Source organism: Streptomyces sp. NPDC026246, from assembly GCF_055567995.1.
The window spans coordinates 165,603-186,372 of sequence record NZ_JBVHPJ010000010.1 but is presented as its reverse complement, the minus strand read 5'-3'; the positions used below and the strand labels follow the sequence as shown (position 1 = coordinate 186,372).

The following is a 20,770-nucleotide window of genomic DNA, read 5'->3' as shown; positions in this document are numbered from 1 at the left end:
GCCAAGGAAGCGCCACACAAACCCACTGGTGGCGCCTCGACAACCGAGGGGACATACAACAGATGCGAGCGCGACCTGCTACGTCTGAGGTGCGCAGGCCCGCAGCGCAACTTGTAGCATACGGGGGCAGCCGGGCAGGGTCAATGCGCGAAGCCGCCCACCCGGGGCGGAACGGCGCATACCCGGCACAATTCGAGTCGTTCGAGGCCACGCAGGGGGCACGAAGCCCCCTTTTGCGACGTCGCCGGGACCGGCTGGACGGAAGAGTACGACGAGGGAGCCGATCATCCAAGAGCCCGAAGCGCCCGAACCCGAGGCCACCCGCCGCGCCGCCGGGGCCACGGAGAGCTCCCGAGCCAATCGTGGCTGGTGGGACCGGAACGCGGACGAGTACCAGGTCGAGCACGGCACCTTCCTCGGCGACGACCGCTTCGTCTGGGGCCCCGAAGGGCTGGACGAGATCGAGGCCGAGCTGCTCGGCCCGCCCGAGGAGCTGAAGGGCCGCGACGTCCTGGAGATCGGCGCCGGCGCCGCCCAGTGCTCGCGCTGGCTGGCCGCCCAGGGGGCGCGTCCGGTCGCCCTGGACATCTCGCACCGGCAGCTGCAGCACGCGCTGCGCATCGGCGGCTCCTTCCCCCTGGTGTGCGCCGACGCCGACGCACTGCCCTTCGCGGACGCCTCGTTCGACCTGGTCTGCTCGGCGTACGGGGCGCTGCCCTTCGTCGCGGATCCGCGCCAGGTGCTGCGGGAGGTGCGCCGGGTGCTGCGCCCGGGCGGCCGTCTCGTCTTCTCGGTGACGCACCCGATCCGCTGGGCGTTCCCGGACGAGCCGGGGCCCGAGGGGCTGACCGTCTCGGCGTCGTACTTCGACCGCACGCCCTACGTCGAACAGGACGACGAGGGCCGCGCCGTCTACGTGGAGCACCACCGCACCCTCGGCGACCGCGTCCGGGACGTCGTGGCGTCGGGCTTCCGCCTGGTCGACCTGGTGGAGCCGGAGTGGCCGGCGTGGAACACCTCCGAGTGGGGCGGCTGGTCGCCCCTGCGCGGCAACCTGATCCCCGGAACGGCCGTCTTCGTCTGCGAGCGCGGCTGACCCTCCCGTGGGCTCAGACGGGCGCCCCGCGCGTGGGAGGCGTCTCGCCGGGCGTACGACACTGAGGGCGTGATCCGTTACGACGCCCTGGACGCCCTGCCCGTGCGCGGTGCGCTGCCCGCGCTGCACGACGCGCTGGAGGGGCACGGCACCGCCGTGCTCGTCGCGCCGCCCGGCACCGGCAAGACCACCCTGGTGCCGCTCGTCCTGGCCGGGCTGGTCGGGGACGGGCCGCGGCGGCGGGTCGTCGTGGCGGAGCCGCGGCGGATCGCGGCCCGGGCGGCGGCGCGGCGGATGGCGTGGCTGCTGGGCGAGAGGACCGGCGAGAGCGTCGGCTACACCGTGCGCGGTGAGCGGGTCGTCGGGCGGCACACGCGCGTGGAGGTCGTCACGACCGGTGTGCTGGTGCAGCGGCTGCAGCGCGACCAGGAGCTGGCCGGTACCGACGTGGTGGTCCTCGACGAGTGCCACGAGCGGCACCTGGACGCGGACACGGCGGCGGCGTTCCTGTGGGACGTGCGCCAGGCGCTGCGGCCGGAGCTGCGGCTGGTGGCTGCCTCGGCGACGACCGACGCGCAGGGCTGGGCCGCGCTGCTGGGCGGTGCGCCGGTGGTGGAGGCGCAGGGCACCGCGCATCCGGTGGAGGTGGTGTGGGCCCCGCCGGCGCGGCCGGTCCGGCCGCCGCACGGGATGCGGGTCGACCCGGCGTTGCTCGCGCACGTGGCGTCCGTGGTGCGGCGGGCGCTGGCCGAACAGGAGGGGGACGTCCTGTGCTTCCTGCCCGGCGTCGGCGAGATCGGCCGGGTCGCCGCGCAGCTCGGGGCGCTCGACGGGGTGGACGTGCTCCAGGTGCACGGCCGGGCTCCCGCCGCGGTCCAGGACGCGGTGCTGGTGCCCGGGGCGCGCCGGCGCGTGGTGCTGGCGACGTCCGTCGCCGAGTCGTCGCTGACGGTGCCGGGCGTGCGGGTCGTGGTGGACTCGGGTCTGGCGCGGGAGCCGCGGGTGGATCACGCGCGGGGGCTGAGCGCGCTGGCGACGGTGCGGGCGTCACGGGCGGCCGGGCGGCAGCGGGCGGGCCGGGCCGGCCGTGAGGCGCCGGGGACGGTGTACCGGTGCTGGGCGGAGGCCGAGGACGCGCGCCTGCCGCGCTTCCCGGCTCCGGAGATCGAGGCGGCCGACCTGACGGCGTTCGCGTTGCAGGTGGCGTGCTGGGGGGATCCGGACGCCTCGGGGCTGGCGCTGCTGGATCCACCGCCTTCCGGGGCCATGGCGGCGGCACGGGGTGTGCTGGAGGCCGTGGGGGCCCTGGATCACGAGGGCCGTGCCACCGAGCGCGGGGCCGTACTGGCCCGGCTGGGGCTGCATCCGCGGTTGGGGAGGGCGCTGGTCGACTCCGTGCCGCTCGTGGGGGCCGAGCGGGCCGCGGACGTGGTGGCGCTGCTCAGCGAGGAGACTCCGCGGGAGTACGGCGACGATCTGGCCGGTGCCCTGCGCCGTGCCCGGCGCGGCGGTGACGCCTACGCCTCGCGGTGGCGCGCCGAGGTACGGCGGCTGCGGGCCGTCGGCTCCGGGCTGTCCGGATCCCCCGCGGCCGGGGTGTGGCAGGGGCTGTCCGAGGACCGGCAGGTCGGGCTGGTGGCCGCCCTCGCCTTTCCCGAGCGGGTGGCGCGGGCCGACGGCGGGTCGTACCTCATGGTCTCCGGCACCCGCGCCGAGGCCGGTGACGCGAGCGCCCTGCGCGGGGCCCCGTGGATCGCCGTCGCGGTCGCGGACCGGCCCGTCGGGAAGGGGCACGCGCGCGTGCAGCTGGGGGCCGTCGTGGACGAGGAGACGGCCCGGCTCGCGGCGGGCGCGCTGCACGGGGAGCGGGACGAGGTGCGCTGGGACGGCGGGGACGTCGTCGCGCGGCGGGTGGAGCGGCTCGGGGCGGTGGAGCTGGCGGTACGGGCGCTGAGGGACGCCGATCCCGGACTCGTGCGCGACGCGCTGCTCGACGGGCTGCGGCGGGACGGGCTCGGACTGCTGCGCTGGCCGGCGGAGGCCGTCGTCCTGCGGCAGCGGCTGGCGTTCCTGCGGCTGCACCTCGGTGAGCCCTGGCCGGACGTGTCGGACGAGTCGCTCCACGCGCGCGTGGACGAGTGGCTGGAGCCCGAGCTGAGCCGGGCACGGCGGCGGGCGGACCTGGCGCGGATCGACACCGGGGAGGCGCTCGCCCGGCTGCTGCCGTGGGCTTCCGGGGAGGCCGGGCGGCTCGACGAGCTGGCCCCGGAGCGGATGACCGTGCCCAGTGGGTCGCGGATCCGGATCGACTACGGGCGGCCGGAGCAGCCGGTGCTGGCGGTGAAACTGCAGGAGATGTTCGGGCTGCAGGAGTCGCCCCGGGTCGCCGGGGTGCCGCTGCTGGTGCACCTGCTGTCCCCGGCGGGACGCCCGGCGGCCGTGACCGCGGACCTCGCCTCCTTCTGGCGGGACGGCTACCGGGGGGTGCGGGCGGAGCTGCGGGGGCGGTATCCGAAGCATCCGTGGCCCGAGGACCCGGCCGGGGCGGAGCCGACCCGCCACACCAACGCGCGGCAGAGACGCTGACGGGACGACGTCCCCCTCCCCCACCGGCACAGTGCACGGCACACGACGACGCCCCTCCCCGGCGAAGGAGGGGCGTCGTGCCGGTGCGCTAGGCGGCCGGTTCGGCCGAGGGGCTCGGCGCGGTCGTCTCGGCGGCCGCCACGGTCAGCTCGACGGTGAGGGTCGCGCCGCCCGCGGTGGTGACGCGCAGCAGGAAGGTGCCGCTGGTGTCGTCCGCGTACAGCTTCGGCAGGGTCAGCAGGCCCTTCGCGTCGGTCTTCAGGCCCGCCAGGGTGCGCACGGGCTTGCCGTCGGCGCCCTTGAAGTAGGGGCCCTTGTCGTTGGCGGCGGCGTCCTCCGCCGACTTGATCAATGTGGCCGTGGCCGCGACGCCGTCGGCGACGGCGCCGCCGTACGTGGCCTTCACCTGCACCTGGTGCGCGAACTCCCCGCCGGGGGCGCAGGTCAGGGCGGCCTCGCCGGTCCGTGTGAGCTTGTCGGCGGCGCGCTCGGTGACGGTGGCCTTGTAGTCGAGGCCCGCGACCGTACGGCCCACGACGGTGGCCCGGACGGTGACGGTGCCGGTCTTCTCCCCTGCCTTCAGCACGGGGGCGACCGCGACTCCAGAGCTGTTCGTGGAGACCGTGGCGACGCTCTCACCGCCCGTGAAGGTCGTGTCCGTGTCACCGAGGATCGTGAACCGGACGCGGACCTTGCCGACGGCCTTGCCGGCCTCGGTCTCGGCGCGGGTGCTGATCCGCTGCGCGAACGCGTCGCCGGCCATGGCGGTGAGCTTCGCCGTGCCGGCGTCCTCCAGGCGGTGCACCGTGTCGGTGGGCGTGGGGGGCGGGGTGCTCGGGTCGCCGGTGCCGGGCGGCGTGCTGGGCGGCTTCGGAGTGGTCGTACCGCCGCCCGGCTTGCTCGGGCCCGGTCCGGGATCGGGCTCGGACGTGGCCGGCGGCTTGGTGGCACCCGGGGTGCCGGGAGCGCTCGGGCCGGTGGGCGTGCCCGGGCTCGTACGGCCGGTGCCGGCTCCGCCGTCGCTGCGGTTGCCGGGCAGCGTGCCCGTGCCGTCGGGGACCTCGTGGGCGCCCTTGCGGTAGTAGTCCAGCCACCTCATCACGAGGTTGAGGTACTCGCGCGAGTTGTTGTAGCTGAGGATCGCCCGGTCGAGGTCGCCCTGGTCGGACAGGTCCCAGTCGTTGCGGCACAGGTAGTGGCCCGCGGCGAGCGCGGCGTCGTAGACGTTGTTGGGGTCCTTCTTGCCGTCGCCGTTGCCGTCGCGGCCCGCCCAGGCCCAGGTGGACGGGATGAACTGCATGGGGCCGACGGCCTGGTCGTAGGAGCTGTTGCCGTCGTAGGCACCGTTGTCGGTGTCCTTGATGAGGGCGAAGCCGTTGCCGTCGAGCTGGGGGCCGAGGATCCGCCCGAGCGTGGTGCCTTCGGCGTCCACACGGCCGCCGCGGGCCTGGCCGGACTCCACCCGGCCGATGGCGGCGAGCAGTTGCCAGGGCAGGTTGCAGCCCGGCTTCTTCTCGCGCAGTGCCGCCTCGGCCTTCTTGTAGGCGTCGAGGACGGTCGCGGGGATGCCGGACTCGGTACCGCCCTGCGCGATGGGCCCGGTTCCGGTGGTGGGCGACGGGTTGGGACTCTTGAGCGGTGGCAGGTCCGTGTAGTACGGGGAGTTGCCGGTGGCGCTGCCGTCGGATGCGCCGGCCTCCGGTGAGGGGACGGCGTCCGCGGCGGTCTGTCTGCCGTGGTCGCTGACGCCCGGAGCCTGGGAAGCGGACAGAGCCGCGACCGCTGCCGCGGCCACGGCGGTGGTTGCCGCTCCCTTGCGCAGCCTCCTGCCGAATTGCGCCGCCATAGAGTGAACCCCTCCCGTGGACGCCGTGACGTCCGATCTCCGCCTGCAGTGTTCGCCCTGTTGTGACGATCGGGACGCCCGAGTGGTTGCCCTCGGACGGTCACCTCTCTGTTGTCGTGCGCGTTCTGCGGTCCCTCGCGTGCCCTGCTGTGCGCCGTCCCCGTGCGGTGTGCAGCGCACCGGCGCGGCGACCTAGGCGACCCTACGACAACTTCGTTTCTCCGGGCACCCGTTCGTGACCGGTCTTCACCGATCGGCCATGTGCGATCGTGACGGTGCCGGCGCGGCGGCGTCCCGCCCACCGGGCGGCCGGCCGCCGGGCCCGCCGGCGGGCTGCCCAATCACCTGCGCAAGGAGCCGAGTTGCCGTTCACGTTGAGCCATGCGGCCGCCGTACTGCCCGCCGTCCGCAGCGACGGGACGGGCCGGGGCCGGCTGGTGCCGGCCGCTCTCGTCGCGGGGTCCTTCGCGCCCGACATGACCTACTACGCGGCGAGTGTGCTGCCCGGGGCGATGGAGTTCGGTGACGTCACGCACGGCCTGCCGGGGGTGTTCACGGTCGACGTGCTCATCGCCTGGGCGCTGGTGGGGTTGTGGCTGTTCGTGCGGGAACCGCTGGTGGCGCTGCTGCCGCGCAGGCGGCAGGGGCGGGTGGCCGCTCTGCTGCGGTGCGGGGTCCCGCGCGCCCGGGTGCGGCCGTCGCTGGTGGCGTGGTGGTACGTGTCCGCCGTGCTCGGGGCGCTGACGCACGTGGTGTGGGACGCGTTCACGCATCTCGACCGGTGGGGCATGCGGATGTTCCCGGTGCTCGGCCGGGAGGTGGCGGGCTCACCGCTGTACTGGTACCTGCAGTACGGCGGTTCCGCCCTGGCCGCCGTCGTGCTCGCCGTGTTCGTCGTGCGGGCGCTGCGGCGGGTGCCGGGAGGGGAGCCGGTCGGGGTGCCGGTGCTGTCCGGGCCGGACCGGTGGACGGCGGCCGCCGTGATCGGCGGTGTCGCACTGGCGGCGGCGGTGCAGCGCGCGTCGCGCTGGTGGGCGTACTGGGGGGCCGTGGCCAAGCCGTGGGAGCTCATCCCGACGGTGTGCTTCGGCGCGGGTGCGGGACTCGCCGTGGCGCTGCCGCTGTACGCCGCGGGGGTCAGGCTGTGGCGTCCGGCTCCGGTCCTTGCGGATCCTGCCCGCGACGCCGGTACGGAGCCGAGCCGTCCGGCCGCTCCCCGGGCGGGCCGCCGGGTGTCGTGATGTAGACGGTGATGGTGGTGGTGTGCGCCGGGCGGGGCCGCGGAGACAGCGTGAGCACGTACGTGAGGTAGTCCCGCGCCCGCCGGGTCCAGGGCCGGGCGAGGCCGCCCCGGGCCGCCCGGGTGCGCGGCGGCCGGGCCGCGTGGTGCGCTGCGGCAGGGGCGCCGCCCGGGCCGGTCGCGCCGTGTGGCGCGACGGCGGCCGGCCGATCGCAGGCGGGGCCGGTGAGGCCGAGGGCCGCGGTCAGGTCCCCCTGGTCGGTGAGACCGAGGGCTGCGGGCAGGTCGGCCGGGTCGTCGAGACCGAGCAGGGCGGCCAGGTCGCGGGGGCCGGTGATGCCCGGGCCGGTGGCGGGGGCGCCGGAGCGGGCCGGGTCCGCGGACGGCCCGCCCGGTCCGCCCGGGGTCAGACGCTGCCGCAGGCCCGCCGTCGCCTCGCGCAGGGCCGCGGTGAGGGTGAAGGGAACACGGACCGTACTCGCGGCGGCCTCGAACGCCGGAACCGACGCGTGCGCCGTGCCGGCTGCCCTGCGGCTGAGGAGCGTACGTATACCCATGCCCCGCATCCTGACCACGCTCGGAGCCGGGGGCGTCTTGTCGGGGTCCACGCGAGTGACGTGGTGGGCGGGGTCGCGGCGGGCGGCGAGGGCCCGGGGCGGGCGACGGACCGTCCGGCGCTCGCCTGGTCACAGGGGAACTCGTCCCGCCGAGCCAGGCATGGCTCCGTGACGTCCTGCTGCCACCCCACCGCCCCCGCCCGGGAAGCGGCCGGTGCTAGTGGGCCGCCGACTCCCAGTCGGAGCCCGCTCCGACCGAGACGCCCAGCGGGACGCGCAGCTCCACGGCGTTGGACATCTCGCGGCGGACCAGTTCCTCCGCAGCCGCCCGCTCCCCCGGGGCGATCTCCAGGACGACTTCGTCGTGGACCTGGAGGAGCATGCGGGAGGACAGGCCCGCTTCCCTCAAGGCGTCGTCCACCTTCAGCATGGCGATCTTGACGATGTCCGCCGCAGTGCCCTGGATGGGCGCGTTGAGGGCCATCCGCTCGGCGGCCTCGCGGCGCTGGCGGTTGTCGCTGTTGAGGTCGGGCAGGTAGCGGCGGCGGCCGAACAGGGTCGCCGTGTAGCCCGTGGCCCGGGCCTCGTCGACCGCCCGGCGCAGGTAGTCCCGGACACCGCCGAACCGCTCGAAGTACGCGTCCATCAGGGCGCGGGCCTCCGCCGCCTCGATGTTCAGCTGCTGGGAGAGGCCGAAGGCGGACAGGCCGTACGCCAGGCCGTACGACATGGCCTTGATCTTGCGGCGCATCTCGGCGTCGACGGCGGTCGGCTCGACCGCGAAGACCTGGGAGGCCGCCGTGGTGTGCAGGTCCTCGCCGGAGGTGAACGCCTCGATCAGGCCCTCGTCCTCGGAGAGGTGGGCCATCACCCGCAGCTCGATCTGGCTGTAGTCGGCCGTCATCAGCGACTCGAAGCCCTCGCCGACGACGAAGCCGCGGCGGATCGCCCGGCCTTCGTCGGTGCGGACCGGGATGTTCTGCAGGTTCGGGTCCGTCGAGGAGAGACGGCCGGTGGCGGCGACGGTCTGGTTGAACGTCGTGTGGATGCGGCCGTCCGCGGCGATCGTCTTGATCAGGCCCTCGACCGTGACGCGGAGCTTGGCCTGCTCGCGGTGGCGCAGCATGATCACCGGAAGCTCGTTGTCCGTCTGGGTGGCGAGCCAGGCGAGGGCGTCGGCGTCCGTGGTGTAGCCGGTCTTGGTCCGCTTGGTCTTGGGCAGGGCCAGCTCGCCGAAGAGGACCTCCTGGAGCTGCTTGGGCGAGCCCAGGTTGAACTCGTGCCCGGCCGCCGCGTGGGCCTCCTTGACCGCCTGCTGGACGGCGCCCGCGAACATCTGCTCCATGGCCTCCAGGTGGGACCGGTCGGCCGCGATGCCGTGCCGCTCCATGCGGGCGAGCAGGGCGGACGTGGGCAGCTCCATGTCGCGCAGCAGGTCGGCGGCGCCGACCTCCACCAGGCGGCCCTCGAAGGCCTCACCGAGGTCGAGGACGGTACGGGCCTGGATCATCAGGGCCTCGGCCTCGGCGGCCTCGTCGGCGCCGAAGGCGAGCTGCCCGTCGGCGGAGGCGGCCGGGGTCAGCTCGCGGTGCAGGTACTCCAGGGAGAGCGCGTCCAGGTCGAAGGAGCGGCGGCCGGGCTTGACCAGGTACGCGGCCAGGGCGGTGTCCATGCGCACGCCCTCGACGCTCCAGCCGTGCTCGGCGAAGACGCGCATGGCGCCCTTGGCGTTGTGGAAGACCTTGGGCCGGCCGGCGTCGGCGAGCCAGGCGGCGAAGGCCCTCTCGTCGGCCTCGTCCAGCTGGGAGGGGTCGAACCAGGCGGCGGCACCGCCCGGGGCGGCCAGCGCGACCTCGGCGACCGAGCCGGTGCCGAGCGCCCACATGTCGACCGTGGCGACGCCGAGAGGCTGGGCGGCGTGCTCGGTGAGCCAGGCGGACAGCTCGCCGGTGGCGATCACCGTGCCGTCCAGCTGCACGCCCTCCGTGCTGATCGGGGTGGCCTCGGCCTGCTCGGCGCCCGGGTCGACGGCGAACAGCCGCTCGCGCAGCGAGGGGTTCCTGATCTCCAGCGTGTCCAGCACCATCGCGACGGCCTTGCGGTCGTACGGGGCCCGCTCCAGCTCGGTGACGCCCTTGGGGAGCTCGACCCGGCGCTCCAGCTCGGTGAGGCGGCGGTTGAGCTTGACGGACTCCAGGTGGTCGCGCAGGTTCTGCCCGGCCTTGCCCTTGACCTCGTCGACGCGCTCGACGAGGTCGGCGAAGGAGCCGAACTGGTTGATCCACTTCGCGGCGGTCTTCTCACCGACCCCGGGGATGCCGGGCAGGTTGTCCGAGGGGTCGCCGCGCAGGGCCGCGAAGTCGGGGTACTGCGCGGGCGTCAGCCCGTACTTCTCGAACACCTTCTCCGGGGTGAAGCGGGTCAGCTCGGAGACGCCCTTGGTCGGGTACAGGACGGTGGTGTGCTCGCTGACCAGCTGGAAGGAGTCCCGGTCGCCGGTGACGATCAGGACCTCGAAGCCCTCGGCCTCGGCCTGTGTGGCGAGCGTGGCGATGACGTCGTCGGCCTCGAAGCCGTCCACGGCGAAGCGGGCGGCGCCCATGGCGTCGAGCAGCTCGCAGATGAGGTCGACCTGGCCGCGGAACTCGTCCGGGGTCTTGGAGCGGTTCGCCTTGTACTCCGTGAACTCCTGGGAGCGCCAGGTCTTGCGGGAGACGTCGAAGGCGACGGCGAAGTGCGTGGGCGCCTCGTCGCGCAGCGTGTTGGCCAGCATCGACGCGAAGCCGTAGATCGCGTTCGTCGGCTGGCCCGTCGCGGTGGTGAAGTTCTCCGCGGGCAGCGCGAAGAACGCGCGGTAGGCCAGCGAGTGCCCGTCCATGAGCATCAGTCGCGGCCGGCTGCCGCCGGAGGTCTGGTCGGTCGTCTTCGATGCTGTCTCTGCCACGCCCCCGATCCTGCCACGCCCCACTGACACTCCGCCCCGCCCCGCTCCCCGCACACGCGGGCGGTCGCCGACCGGTCGGGCACCCGGGGGGCCGGTGGCCCGGCCCGGCCGCCCTCCCGACCGCCCCCGTGCCCTGTCACCCCCGCGTGCGAGGATCGGAGACGTACCTCACAGCGCAGTGGAAGGGGAGCGGGCGATGGCCTCCAAGCCGCCCAAGAGTGATCCGGTTCAGGACGCGCCGCAGGTCGCCGGGCCGCAGCACGCGGCGGCCGGGCTCCCCGCGATCGGGCACACCCTGCGCGTCGCGCAGCGGCAGATGGGCGTCAGGCGCACCGCGCTGACCCTGCTGAGCGTGAACCAGAAGGACGGCTTCGACTGCCCGGGCTGCGCCTGGCCGGAGCCGGAGCACCGGCACAAGGCGGAGTTCTGCGAGAACGGCGCGAAGGCCGTGGCCGAGGAGGCCACCCTGCGCCGGGTCACGCCCGAGTTCTTCGCCGCGCACCCGGTCGCCGACCTGGCCGGCCGCAGCGGCTACTGGCTGGGCCAGCAGGGCCGGCTCACCCACCCCGTGTACCTGCCCGAGGGCGGCACGCACTACGAGCCGGTCACCTGGGAACGCGCCTTCGACATCGTCGCGGAGGAGATCGCCGCCCTCGGCTCCCCGGACGAGGCCGTGTTCTACACCTCGGGCCGCACCAGCAACGAGGCCGCGTTCCTCTACCAGCTGTTCGCCCGGGAACTCGGCACGAACAACCTGCCCGACTGCTCGAACATGTGCCACGAGTCGTCCGGCTCGGCCCTGTCGGAGACCATCGGCATCGGCAAGGGCAGCGTCCTGCTGGAGGACCTGTACAAGGCCGACCTGATCGTCGTGGCCGGGCAGAACCCGGGCACGAACCACCCGCGCATGCTGTCCGCGCTGGAGAAGGCGAAGGACAACGGCGCGAAGATCATCAGCGTCAACCCGCTGCCCGAGGCGGGGCTGGAGCGCTTCAAGAACCCGCAGACCGCGCAGGGCATGCTCAGGGGCGCCGCGCTCACCGACCTGTTCCTGCAGATCCGCATCGGCGGCGACCAGGCGCTGTTCCGCCTGCTCAACAAGCTGATCCTGGAGACGGACGGCGCGGTCGACGAGACGTTCGTGGCCGAGCACACGCACGGTTTCGCGGAGTTCGCCGAGGCCGCCAGCGCCGCCGACTGGGACGAGACGCTGACCGCGACCGGTCTGACCCGGCAGGACATCGAGCAGGCCCTGGCCATGGTGCTGGCCTCGAAGCGGACCATCGTGTGCTGGGCGATGGGCCTGACCCAGCACAAGCACTCGGTCCCCACGATCCGCGAGGTCGTCAACTTCCTCCTGCTGCGCGGCAACATCGGCAGGCCGGGCGCGGGTGTGTGCCCGGTGCGCGGCCACTCGAACGTGCAGGGCGACCGCACGATGGGCATCTTCGAGCGCCCCGCCCCGGCGTTCCTGGACGCCCTGGAGCGGGAGTTCGGCTTCGCCCCGCCGCGCGAGCACGGCTACGACGTCGTCCGGGCCATCGGCGCGCTGCGCGACGGCGAGGCGAAGGTGTTCTTCGCGATGGGCGGCAACTTCGTCTCGGCCTCGCCCGACACCGAGGTCACCGAGGCGGCCATGAGGCGGGCCCGGCTGACGGTGCACGTGTCGACGAAGCTGAACCGCTCGCACGCCGTCACGGGCGCGCGGGCGCTGATCCTGCCGACGCTCGGCCGTACGGAGCGCGATCTCCAGGGCGGCGGTGAGCAGTTCGTGACGGTCGAGGACTCGATGGGCATGGTGCACGCCTCCCGGGGCCGGCTGGAACCGGCGAGCCGGCACCTGCTGTCCGAGCCGGCCATCGTCTGCCGCCTGGCCCGCCGCGTCCTGGGCGAGAACAGCGCCACCCCGTGGGAGGAGTTCGAGAAGGACTACGCGACGATCCGGGACCGTATCGCACGCGTGGTCCCCGGCTTCGAGGACTTCAACGCGCGCGTGGCCCGCCCCGGCGGCTTCGCGCTCCCCCACGCCCCGCGCGACGAGCGCCGCTTCCCCACGGCCACCGGCAAGGCCAACTTCACGGCCGCGCCCGTGGAGTACCCCGAGCTGCCCGAGGGCCGGCTGCTGCTGCAGACCCTGCGCTCGCACGACCAGTACAACACCACGATCTACGGCCTCGACGACCGCTACCGGGGCATCCGGGGCGGCCGCCGGGTGGTGCTGGTCAACCCGGAGGACGCGAGGGCGCTGCGGCTGGCCGACGGCGCGTACGTGGACCTGGTGAGCGAGTGGCGCGACGGCGTGGAACGCCGGGCGCCCGGTTTCCGCGTCGTGCACTATCCGACGGCCCGGGGCTGCGCCGCGGCGTACTACCCGGAGACCAACGTGCTGGTGCCGCTGGACGCCACGGCGGACGTCAGCAACACCCCGGCCAGCAAGTCCGTGGTGGTGCGTCTGGAACAATCGGCGACCGACTGAGCGTTCGCTCAGGCACAGTGGTCGAGTGACGAGGACGAACGGAGCCGGGCCCCATGGGTGAGCAGCAGCAAGTGAAGTTCCCGCAAGAGGTCGTCGACGAGTACGCAGCGCTCGGCGTGGACCTCCCGGCCCTGTTCTCCGCGGGCCACCTCGGGACCCGCATGGGCGTGCAGATCATCGAGGCCTCGCCGGAGCGGGTCGTCGGCACCATGCCGGTGGAGGGGAACACCCAGCCGTACGGGCTGCTGCACGGCGGGGCGTCCGCGGTGCTCGCCGAGACGCTCGGCTCGGTCGGCTCGATGCTGCACGGCGGCAGCTCCAAGATCGCGGTCGGTGTGGACCTGAACTGCACCCACCACCGCGGGGTCCGCTCCGGTCTGGTCACCGGCGTGGCCACGCCCGTGCACCGGGGCCGCTCCACCGCCACCTACGAGATCGTGATCAGCGACGAGGACGGCAAGCGGGTGTGCACCGCCCGGCTGACCTGCCTGCTGCGCGACGTGCGGCCGGCCGACGCGGAGATCGTCCGCGGCGCGGGCTGACGACGTAGGGAAAACCCTGGAGGGGCGGCCGCGGCCTTGTCGCGGCCGCCCCCGCGCGCTTCACTGACGCTCCCCCCACAGGAGACGACCCGATCCACCCGCAGAAGGGTTTCTCTTGAGCTCCGTACGCGCCCTCTCCGTCACCGCGGCGGCCTGCGCCACCGTCCTCGCCACCGCGCTGCCGTCCTCCGCCGTCAACTCCTACAACGCCACGCCCGCCCCGGAACGCACCGAGGTCGGCGCGCTCGTGGCCACCTGGGACGACGACGGCGACCCCGCCACCCCCGACCGCGTGGACTGGGTCTGCTCCGGCACCATGATCGACGCGGACACCTTCCTCACCGCCGCGCACTGCACCTCGGACTGGCCCGACAACGTCCGCTTCCACGTCTCCCTGGACCAGGACGTGCAGGCCGGGCTCGACGCGGCGGCGCGCTCGCACCCGGGGGATCCCGCCGCGCAGGCCGCCGCCGTCGCCGTCCCGGGCACCGCGCACACGCACCCGGACTACCCGGGACCCGCCTCCGACACCCACGACATCGCGGTGATCCAGCTCGGCGCCGCCGCGGTCGAGGCCCGCTGGAGCTTCACCCCGGCCACCCTGCCCGGCGCGAACCAGCTCGGCCGGCTCGGCCCGCGGGGGCTGGACGCCGCCGGCTGGACCGTCGCCGGCTACGGCACCGAGGAGGCCGTCAACGGCCCCGGCGGCCAGACCCACCCCGGCGGCGGCGTCCGCATGAAGGCCCCGGTCTCCTTCAACGCCCTCAACGACTCCTGGATCCGGCTGCAGATGACGGCACCGCAGGGCAACGGAGGCGCCTGCTACGGCGACTCGGGCGGCCCCAACTTCGCCGTGATCGGCGGCAAGCGCATCCTGGCCTCGACCACCATCACCGGGGACACCCCCTGCTACGCCACCAACGTGACGTACCGCCTGGACACGCCCGGCGCCCGGGCCTTCCTGTCCCCGTTCGTGAAGCTGCCGTAGGCGCCCTGAACACCCTTTCCCGGCACGGAAGTTCCGGAGTGCGGCGGACGGCCGTCCGCCCCCCGTCCGCCCCGCACGGCGCGAGCCGGCGGGGCACCGGGGCGGGCCGCCGGCATCCGGTAGGCACTCGATCAACACCCGTGCCGGTACGGCCCGTTCGGTCGGCACTTCCGTCAACCAGCCACGCGGACCGGCATGTTCACCGGCAACGCGGCCGCGACGATCCGGCAGGACCGTCCACTCCGCGAGACGCGGGCAGGGCCCGGACCGGCGGGCCCTGCCCACCGGTCCCCCGGGAAAATCGACGAATCCGAATACCGGGAGTTTCCCGTGTACAGGGCACGCAATTCCCGGCGTGACGCTCCGTAACGCGCACGCAATACAAGGCCGAACTCCCGCCTTCGGCCGGGCCCACCCCGGGAACCTTTCCGATCTTGTCCACGGCCCGCACACCCGGCAAGAGCACGATCTCAGCCACGGCCAACCGGAAGTGCGCGTTCTCAGAATGCGGACTTCGGCGAAAATCCACCAAACCCGCCGAGAGTATCCGCGGTCGAGACCGGTCATCCATCGCGTCATAACAAGAAAGTCACAAGCGAGCCCACGCCGCTGACCCTGCCCTAACCCCGGGCTTAGAGTCACGGCCAGTCACCGCTCCATCGGGAGTTCGGTACCAGCGCGGCACTCACCCCCCGACCAGGGCGGGGCCTGCCTGTGAAAGGACTGATTGTGCGACAGCGTTCCTTGGTGATTCTTACCTCCGTTCTCACGACCGGAGCTCTGACTCTCACCGCCTGCGGTTCCCGAGACGACAGCGGTGACAAGGGCGGAGACAACGGGAGCAGCACCACTCTGACCATCGGCGTGGACGCGCCCCTGTCCGGAGAGAACTCCACCACCGGCCTCGGCATCCAGTACGGCGCCCAGATAGCCGTCGACGACGCCAACAAGAACAACTGGGTCCCGGGCGTGAAGTTCAAGCTCAAGGCCCTCGACGACAAGGCGCAGCCCGCCACCGGCCAGTCCAACGCGACCAACATCGTCGGCGACAAGACCGCCGTCGGCGCCGTCGGCCCGCTGAACTCCGGCGTCGCCCAGACGATGCAGCAGGTCTTCGCCTCGGCCAACATGGTCCAGATCTCCCCGGCGAACACCAACCCCGAGCTGACCCAGGGCAAGAACTGGCAGACGGACAAGAAGCGTCCCTACAAGACGTACTTCCGCACCGCCACCACCGACGAACTGCAGGGCAGCTTCGCCGCCGGCTACGCGTACAACGGCCTCAAGAAGAAGAAGGCCTTCGTCGTCGACGACAAGCAGACCTACGGCGCCGGCCTCGCCAAGATCTTCGGCGAGCAGTACAAGAAGCTCGGCGGCAAGCTCGTCGGCACCGACCACGTCAACACCGGTGACAAGGACTTCGGCTCCCTCGTCACGAAGATCAAGAACTCCGGCGCCGACCTGCTCTACTACGGCGGCCAGTACGACGAGTCCGCGCTGATCACCAAGCAGCTCAAGGACGCCGGCGTCAAGATCCCGCTGTTCGGCGGCGACGGCATGTTCGCCTCCACCTACATCGAGGCCGCCGGCAAGTCCTCCGAGGGTGACCTCGCCACCGCCATCGGTGTCCCCGCCGACACCCTGCCCGCGGCCAAGCAGTTCATCCAGACCTACAAGGACAAGGGCTACAAGGGTGACTACGGCGCCTACGGTGCCTACGCCTACGACGCCACCACCGCCATCATCAAGGCCGTGAAGGCCGCGGCCGACGCCAACGGCGGCAAGGTCCCCACCGACATCAACGACCTGCGCTCCAAGGTCGTCGACGGTGTCCAGAAGGCCGACTTCGAAGGCCTCACCGGCAAGATCGCCTTCGACGAGTACGGCGACACCACCAACAAGCAGCTGACGGTGTACCAGGTCGAGAAGGGCGCCTGGAAGGCCGTCGAGACCGGCACCGCCGACCTGCAGTAGTCCGGCCCCCCAGCAAGCCCCACGGGCCGCGCGGAAGGAGGACCCCGACCGCGCGGCCCGTTTTTCACACCCCCACACAGCACGCGACCACGCACGCACCCAGTGCACACGACCACCAGCGACATGGAGGCCATGCGGTGAACACCCTGCCGCAGCAGCTGGCCAACGGGCTGCTTCTCGGCTCGATGTACGGGCTGATCGCCATCGGCTACACGATGGTGTACGGCATCGTCCAGCTCATCAACTTCGCGCACGGCGAGATCTTCATGACCGGGGCCTTCGGCGCCCTCACGGTCTACTTCTACATCCTGCCCGACGGCACCTCGATGGCCCTCGCCGTACCGCTCATGCTCCTCGGCGGCGCCCTCGTGGCCATCCTCATAGCCGTCGGGGCGGAACGGTTCGCCTACCGACCACTGCGCGGAGCACCACGCCTGGCACCCCTCATCACGGCCATCGGCCTCTCCCTGGCCCTCCAGGAGGTCGTGCGCAACTTCTACCCCGGCGCCGACCGCGCCCGCGCCTTCCCCGGCCTCGACGCCACCCACGAGATCGGCTCCGTCACCATCAAGGACGCCGACATCTTCCTCATCCTGGCCGCCGTCCTCTGCATGGCCGCCCTCGCCTTCTTCGTGCGCCGCAGCCGCACCGGCCGCGCCATGCAGGCCACCGCGCAGGACCCCGACACCGCGCAGCTCATGGGCATCGACACCAACCGCATCATCGTCATCGCCTTCGCCATCGGCGGCTTCTTCGCCGCCGTCGCCGCCGTCGCCTACGGACTCAAGTACGGCAACGTCGACTACCGCATGGGCTTCCTGATGGGCCTCAAGGCCTTCACCGCGGCCGTCCTCGGCGGCATCGGCAACATCTACGGCGCCATGCTCGGCGGCATCGTCCTCGGCATCGCCGAGACCCTCGCCTCCGCCTACATCGACGAGATCCCCGGCATGCAGCAGCTGGGCGGCCAGAGCTGGGCCAACGTGTGGGCCTTCTGCCTCCTCATCCTCGTGCTCCTCTTCAGGCCACAGGGCCTGCTCGGCGAGCGCGTCGCGGACAGGGCGTGATCACATGACCGAGACGACCAAGACCGAAGTGCCGGACGCCGTCCCCACCCCGACGCCCGCACCCCGCGGCCTCGTCCCGCTGCCCCTCGCAGCCGCCCGCGGTCTCCTCCTCGGCGGCGGCATCGCCACCGCGGCCTCCGCGTTCCTCGCCTGGACCTGGACCTCCGAGTTCCCCGGCGACCTCACGATCAACGGCTACCCCGGCGGCCTGCAGTGGCTCACCTTCACCGCCGGCCTCCTCACCGCCCTGTTCGCCCTCGCCTCCTACGGCATCCGCGGACTCGGCTGGCTGCTGCCCGCCCGCAACAACGCACCCCTCGTGCTCACCGCCCTCGGCGGCTTCACCGTCACGTGGTTCACCGTCATCGCCATCAGCTCCAAGCTCGGCGGCGTCGTCAACCTCGAACCCGGCGGCTGGATCGCGGCCGTGGCCTCCCTGCTGCCCGTCCTCGGCGCCCTCGCCCTCCCCCAGGAGCGCACCGGCACCGGCACCAAGGCAGCCCTCAAGGACTACGTCGCCAAGCCCGAGCGCATCCCCGCCGCCCAGGCCACCGCGCCCTGGATCCAGCGGGCCGTCATCACCGTCGCGACGATCATCGGCCTCGGCGTCTTCACCTACGGCATCGACACCGAGTACGGCGAACTCTTCATCGGCTACCTCTTCGTCGTCGTCTTCGCCGTCTGGGCCCTGCACACCGCCGGCCTCCTCGACCGCTTCTCCGCGCTCATCGCCGCCAACCGCAGCTTCGCCCTCGCCATGGGCTTCGCCGCGGCCATCGCCTTCCCCTTCACCCAGACCGACGACCACTACGCCAACATCGGCGTCAACATCCTGATCTTCGGGACCGTGGCCCTCGGCCTCAACATCGTCGTCGGCCTCGCCGGACTCCTCGACCTCGGATACGTCGCCTTCCTCGGCGTCGGCGCCTACACCGCCGCCCTCGTCTCCGGCTCCGAGTTCTCCACCATCTCCGGCGTCCACCTGCCCTTCTGGGCCTCCGCCCTGGCCGGCGCCGCCGCCTCCCTCGTCTTCGGCGTCCTCATCGGCGCCCCGACCCTGCGGCTGCGCGGCGACTACCTCGCCATCGTCACCCTCGGCTTCGGAGAGATCTTCCGCATCGCCGTCAACAACATGGACGGCCAGTCCGGACCCGACGTCACCAACGGCCCCAACGGCATCCCCTCCATCCCCGACCTGAAGCTGTTCGGCTTCGACTTCGGGCGGGCCCACGACATCGGCGGGTTCACCCTCGGCCGGTTCGCCAACTACTACCTGCTGATGGTCCTCATCATGGCCATCGTCGTCCTCGTCTACACCCGCGCCGCGGACTCCCGCATCGGCCGCTCCTGGATCGCCATCCGCGAGGACGAGACCGCCGCCACCGCCATGGGCATCAACGGCTTCCGCGTCAAGCTCATCGCCTTCGCCCTCGGCGCCGCCCTCGCCGGCCTCGCCGGCACGGTCAGCGCCCACGTCACCTACAGCGTGGTCCCCACGCCGTACCAGTTCGCCGGCTCCACCCCGCCCAACTCCGCGTTCCTCCTGGCCGCGGTCGTCCTCGGCGGCATGGGCACCGTCGCCGGCCCGCTCCTCGGCGCGGCCCTGCTCTACCTGCTCCCCGAGAAGCTCGTCTTCCTCCAGGAGAAGTCGCTCCTCGCCTTCGGCATCGCGCTCATCCTCCTGATGCGCTTCCGCCCCGAAGGCATCATCGCCAACCGCCGGCGCCAGCTCGAATTCCACGAGACCGGCCAACTCGACGTACCGAAACAGACCACGCTGACCGACGAACCGGCCGTCACCAAGGCGGGGGCGTAACCATCATGACGACACCAGTACTCGAAGCCCGCGACGTCACGATGCGCTTCGGCGGCCTCACCGCCGTCCGCTCCGTCGACTTCACGGTCAACGCCGGCGAGATCGTCGGCCTCATCGGCCCCAACGGCGCCGGCAAGACCACCTTCTTCAACTGCCTCACCGGCCTGTACGTCCCCACCGAGGGCACCGTCTCCTACAAGGGCACCGTCCTCCCGCCCAAGCCCCACCTGGTCACCCAGGCCGGCATCGCCCGCACCTTCCAGAACATCCGCCTGTTCGCCAACATGACGGTCCTCGAGAACGTCCTCGTCGGCCGCCACACGCGGACCAAGGAAGGCCTCTGGTCGGCCCTCCTGCGCGGCCCCGGCTTCAAGAAGGCCGAACGCGCCAGCGAGGAACGCGCCATGGAACTCCTCGAGTTCATCGGCCTCGCCCACAAGCGCGACCACCTCGCCCGCAACCTCCCCTACGGCGAACAGCGCAAGCTCGAGATCGCGCGCGCCATGGCCTCCGAACCCGGCCTGCTCCTCCTCGACGAGCCCACCGCCGGCATGAACCCCCAGGAGACCAGGGCCACCGAGGAACTCGTCTTCGCCATCCGCGACAAGGGCATCGCCGTCCTCCTCATCGAGCACGACATGCGCTTCGTCTTCAACCTCTCCGACCGCGTCGCCGTCCTCGTCCAGGGCGAGAAGCTCGTCGAGGGCACCGCCGAGGTCGTCCAGGCCGACGAGCGCGTCGTCGCCGCCTACCTGGGCGAGCCCTTCGAGGGCGACCCCGGCGAGGCCGAAGCCGCCGAGGTCGAGGCCGCCGAAGCCGCCGCCGACGCGACCAGCACCACCAGCGCCACCAGCAGCACCAAGGGAGAAGCCAAGTGACCGCACTCCTCGAAGTCGAGGACCTCCGGGTCTCCTACGGCAAGATCGAAGCCGTCAAGGGCATCTCCTTCAGCGTCGACGCCGGCCAGGTCGTCACCCTGATCGGCACCAACGGCGCCGGCAAGACGACCACCCTGCGCACCCTCTCGGGACTGCTCAAGCCCACCGCCGGAAAGATCCTCTTCGACGGCAAACCCCTCAACGGGGTCCCCGCCCACAAGATCGTCTCCCTCGGCCTGGCCCACTCCCCCGAAGGCCGGCACATCTTCCCCCGCCTCACCATCGCGGAGAACCTCCAGCTCGGAGCGTTCCTCCGCAAGGACAAGGAAGGCATCGAGAAGGACATCCAGCGCGCCTACGACCTCTTCCCCATCCTCGGGGAACGCCGCAAGCAGGCCGCCGGCACCCTCTCGGGCGGCGAGCAGCAGATGCTCGCCATGGGCCGCGCCCTCATGTCCCAGCCCAAGCTGCTCATGCTCGACGAGCCCTCCATGGGCCTCTCCCCGATCATGATGCAGAAGATCATGGCGACGATCTCGGAGCTCAAGTCCCAGGGCACGACCATCCTCCTGGTCGAGCAGAACGCCCAGGCCGCGCTGTCCCTGGCCGACCAGGGCCACGTCATGGAGGTCGGCAACATCGTCCTGTCCGGATCGGGGCAGGACCTGCTGCACGACGAATCGGTGCGCAAGGCGTACCTCGGCGAGGACTGAGGTCCCAGGCGACGCGAAAGGCCCGCTTCCTCTCCCGGTGAGGGGGG

The 20,770-nt window shown here is 72.4% G+C and carries 14 protein-coding genes; 11 read left to right on the top strand and 3 right to left on the bottom strand.

The annotated features are described in order from the left end of the window. The first annotated feature begins 283 nt into the window (after window positions 1–283). Both ACZ4M5_RS24800 and hrpB read left to right on the top strand, forming a co-directional pair. Window positions 284–1,096, top strand: a complete 813-nt coding sequence (locus tag ACZ4M5_RS24800; RefSeq protein WP_467740134.1) for a class I SAM-dependent methyltransferase — start codon at window positions 284–286, stop codon at window positions 1,094–1,096. 69 nt (window positions 1,097–1,165) lie between these two features. Next, a complete protein-coding gene (gene hrpB / locus ACZ4M5_RS24795; RefSeq protein WP_467740019.1) occupies window positions 1,166–3,682 on the top strand; it encodes an ATP-dependent helicase HrpB in 2,517 nt (838 codons plus the stop codon). Window positions 3,683–3,770: 88 nt separating this feature from the next. Here hrpB and ACZ4M5_RS24790 read toward each other — a convergent pair whose 3' ends face one another. Beyond that, a complete protein-coding gene (locus ACZ4M5_RS24790; protein WP_467740018.1) occupies window positions 3,771–5,528 on the bottom strand; it encodes a lytic transglycosylase domain-containing protein in 1,758 nt (585 codons plus the stop codon). Between the two features lie 362 nt (window positions 5,529–5,890). Here ACZ4M5_RS24790 and ACZ4M5_RS24785 point away from each other — a divergent pair, with 362 nt between their 5' ends. Next, a complete protein-coding gene (locus ACZ4M5_RS24785) occupies window positions 5,891–6,769 on the top strand; it encodes a DUF4184 family protein (protein ID WP_467740017.1) in 879 nt (292 codons plus the stop codon). On the opposite strand, the gene ACZ4M5_RS24780 is transcribed toward ACZ4M5_RS24785, so the two are convergent. Beyond that, window positions 6,666–7,325, bottom strand: a complete 660-nt coding sequence (locus tag ACZ4M5_RS24780; RefSeq protein ID WP_467740016.1) for a hypothetical protein — start codon at window positions 7,323–7,325, stop codon at window positions 6,666–6,668. The two genes, ACZ4M5_RS24785 and ACZ4M5_RS24780, sit on opposite strands and share 104 nt — an antisense overlap. Before the next feature lie 217 nt (window positions 7,326–7,542). Then, the gene (polA, locus tag ACZ4M5_RS24775; protein WP_467740015.1) at window positions 7,543–10,269 is read right to left on the bottom strand and encodes a DNA polymerase I; all 2,727 of its coding nucleotides are present in this window, start codon (window positions 10,267–10,269) and stop codon (window positions 7,543–7,545) included. Window positions 10,270–10,465: 196 nt separating this feature from the next. Here polA and ACZ4M5_RS24770 point away from each other — a divergent pair, with 196 nt between their 5' ends. From ACZ4M5_RS24770 to ACZ4M5_RS24735, 8 genes are all read left to right on the top strand, one after another. Continuing rightward, window positions 10,466–12,745: an FdhF/YdeP family oxidoreductase gene (locus ACZ4M5_RS24770; protein WP_467740014.1), complete on the top strand. Its 2,280-nt coding sequence runs from the start codon at window positions 10,466–10,468 to the stop codon at window positions 12,743–12,745. 53 nt (window positions 12,746–12,798) lie between these two features. After that, on the top strand, window positions 12,799–13,287 hold the full coding sequence (locus tag ACZ4M5_RS24765) for a PaaI family thioesterase (protein ID WP_467740013.1): 489 nt from the start codon (window positions 12,799–12,801) through the stop codon (window positions 13,285–13,287). Between the two features lie 115 nt (window positions 13,288–13,402). Next, the gene (locus ACZ4M5_RS24760; protein ID WP_467740012.1) at window positions 13,403–14,275 is read left to right on the top strand and encodes a trypsin-like serine protease; all 873 of its coding nucleotides are present in this window, start codon (window positions 13,403–13,405) and stop codon (window positions 14,273–14,275) included. A gap of 744 nt (window positions 14,276–15,019) precedes the next feature. Further along, complete coding sequence (locus tag ACZ4M5_RS24755; RefSeq protein WP_467740011.1) at window positions 15,020–16,249, top strand: branched-chain amino acid ABC transporter substrate-binding protein; 1,230 nt, start codon at window positions 15,020–15,022, stop codon at window positions 16,247–16,249. A 137-nt stretch (window positions 16,250–16,386) separates the two neighbouring features. After that, window positions 16,387–17,316, top strand: coding sequence for a branched-chain amino acid ABC transporter permease (locus ACZ4M5_RS24750; protein ID WP_398111966.1), 930 nt, complete (start codon window positions 16,387–16,389; stop codon window positions 17,314–17,316). A 4-nt stretch (window positions 17,317–17,320) separates the two neighbouring features. Beyond that, window positions 17,321–19,132 (top strand): branched-chain amino acid ABC transporter permease, encoded by a 1,812-nt coding sequence (locus ACZ4M5_RS24745; protein ID WP_467740010.1) that lies wholly within the window; start codon window positions 17,321–17,323, stop codon window positions 19,130–19,132. Between the two features lie 5 nt (window positions 19,133–19,137). Then, window positions 19,138–20,010: an ABC transporter ATP-binding protein gene (locus tag ACZ4M5_RS24740; protein ID WP_467740009.1), complete on the top strand. Its 873-nt coding sequence runs from the start codon at window positions 19,138–19,140 to the stop codon at window positions 20,008–20,010. Beyond that, window positions 20,007–20,723, top strand: coding sequence for an ABC transporter ATP-binding protein (locus ACZ4M5_RS24735; RefSeq protein ID WP_467740008.1), 717 nt, complete (start codon window positions 20,007–20,009; stop codon window positions 20,721–20,723). The genes ACZ4M5_RS24740 and ACZ4M5_RS24735 overlap by 4 nt, the downstream gene beginning before the upstream one ends. Window positions 20,724–20,770: the final 47 nt, after the last annotated feature.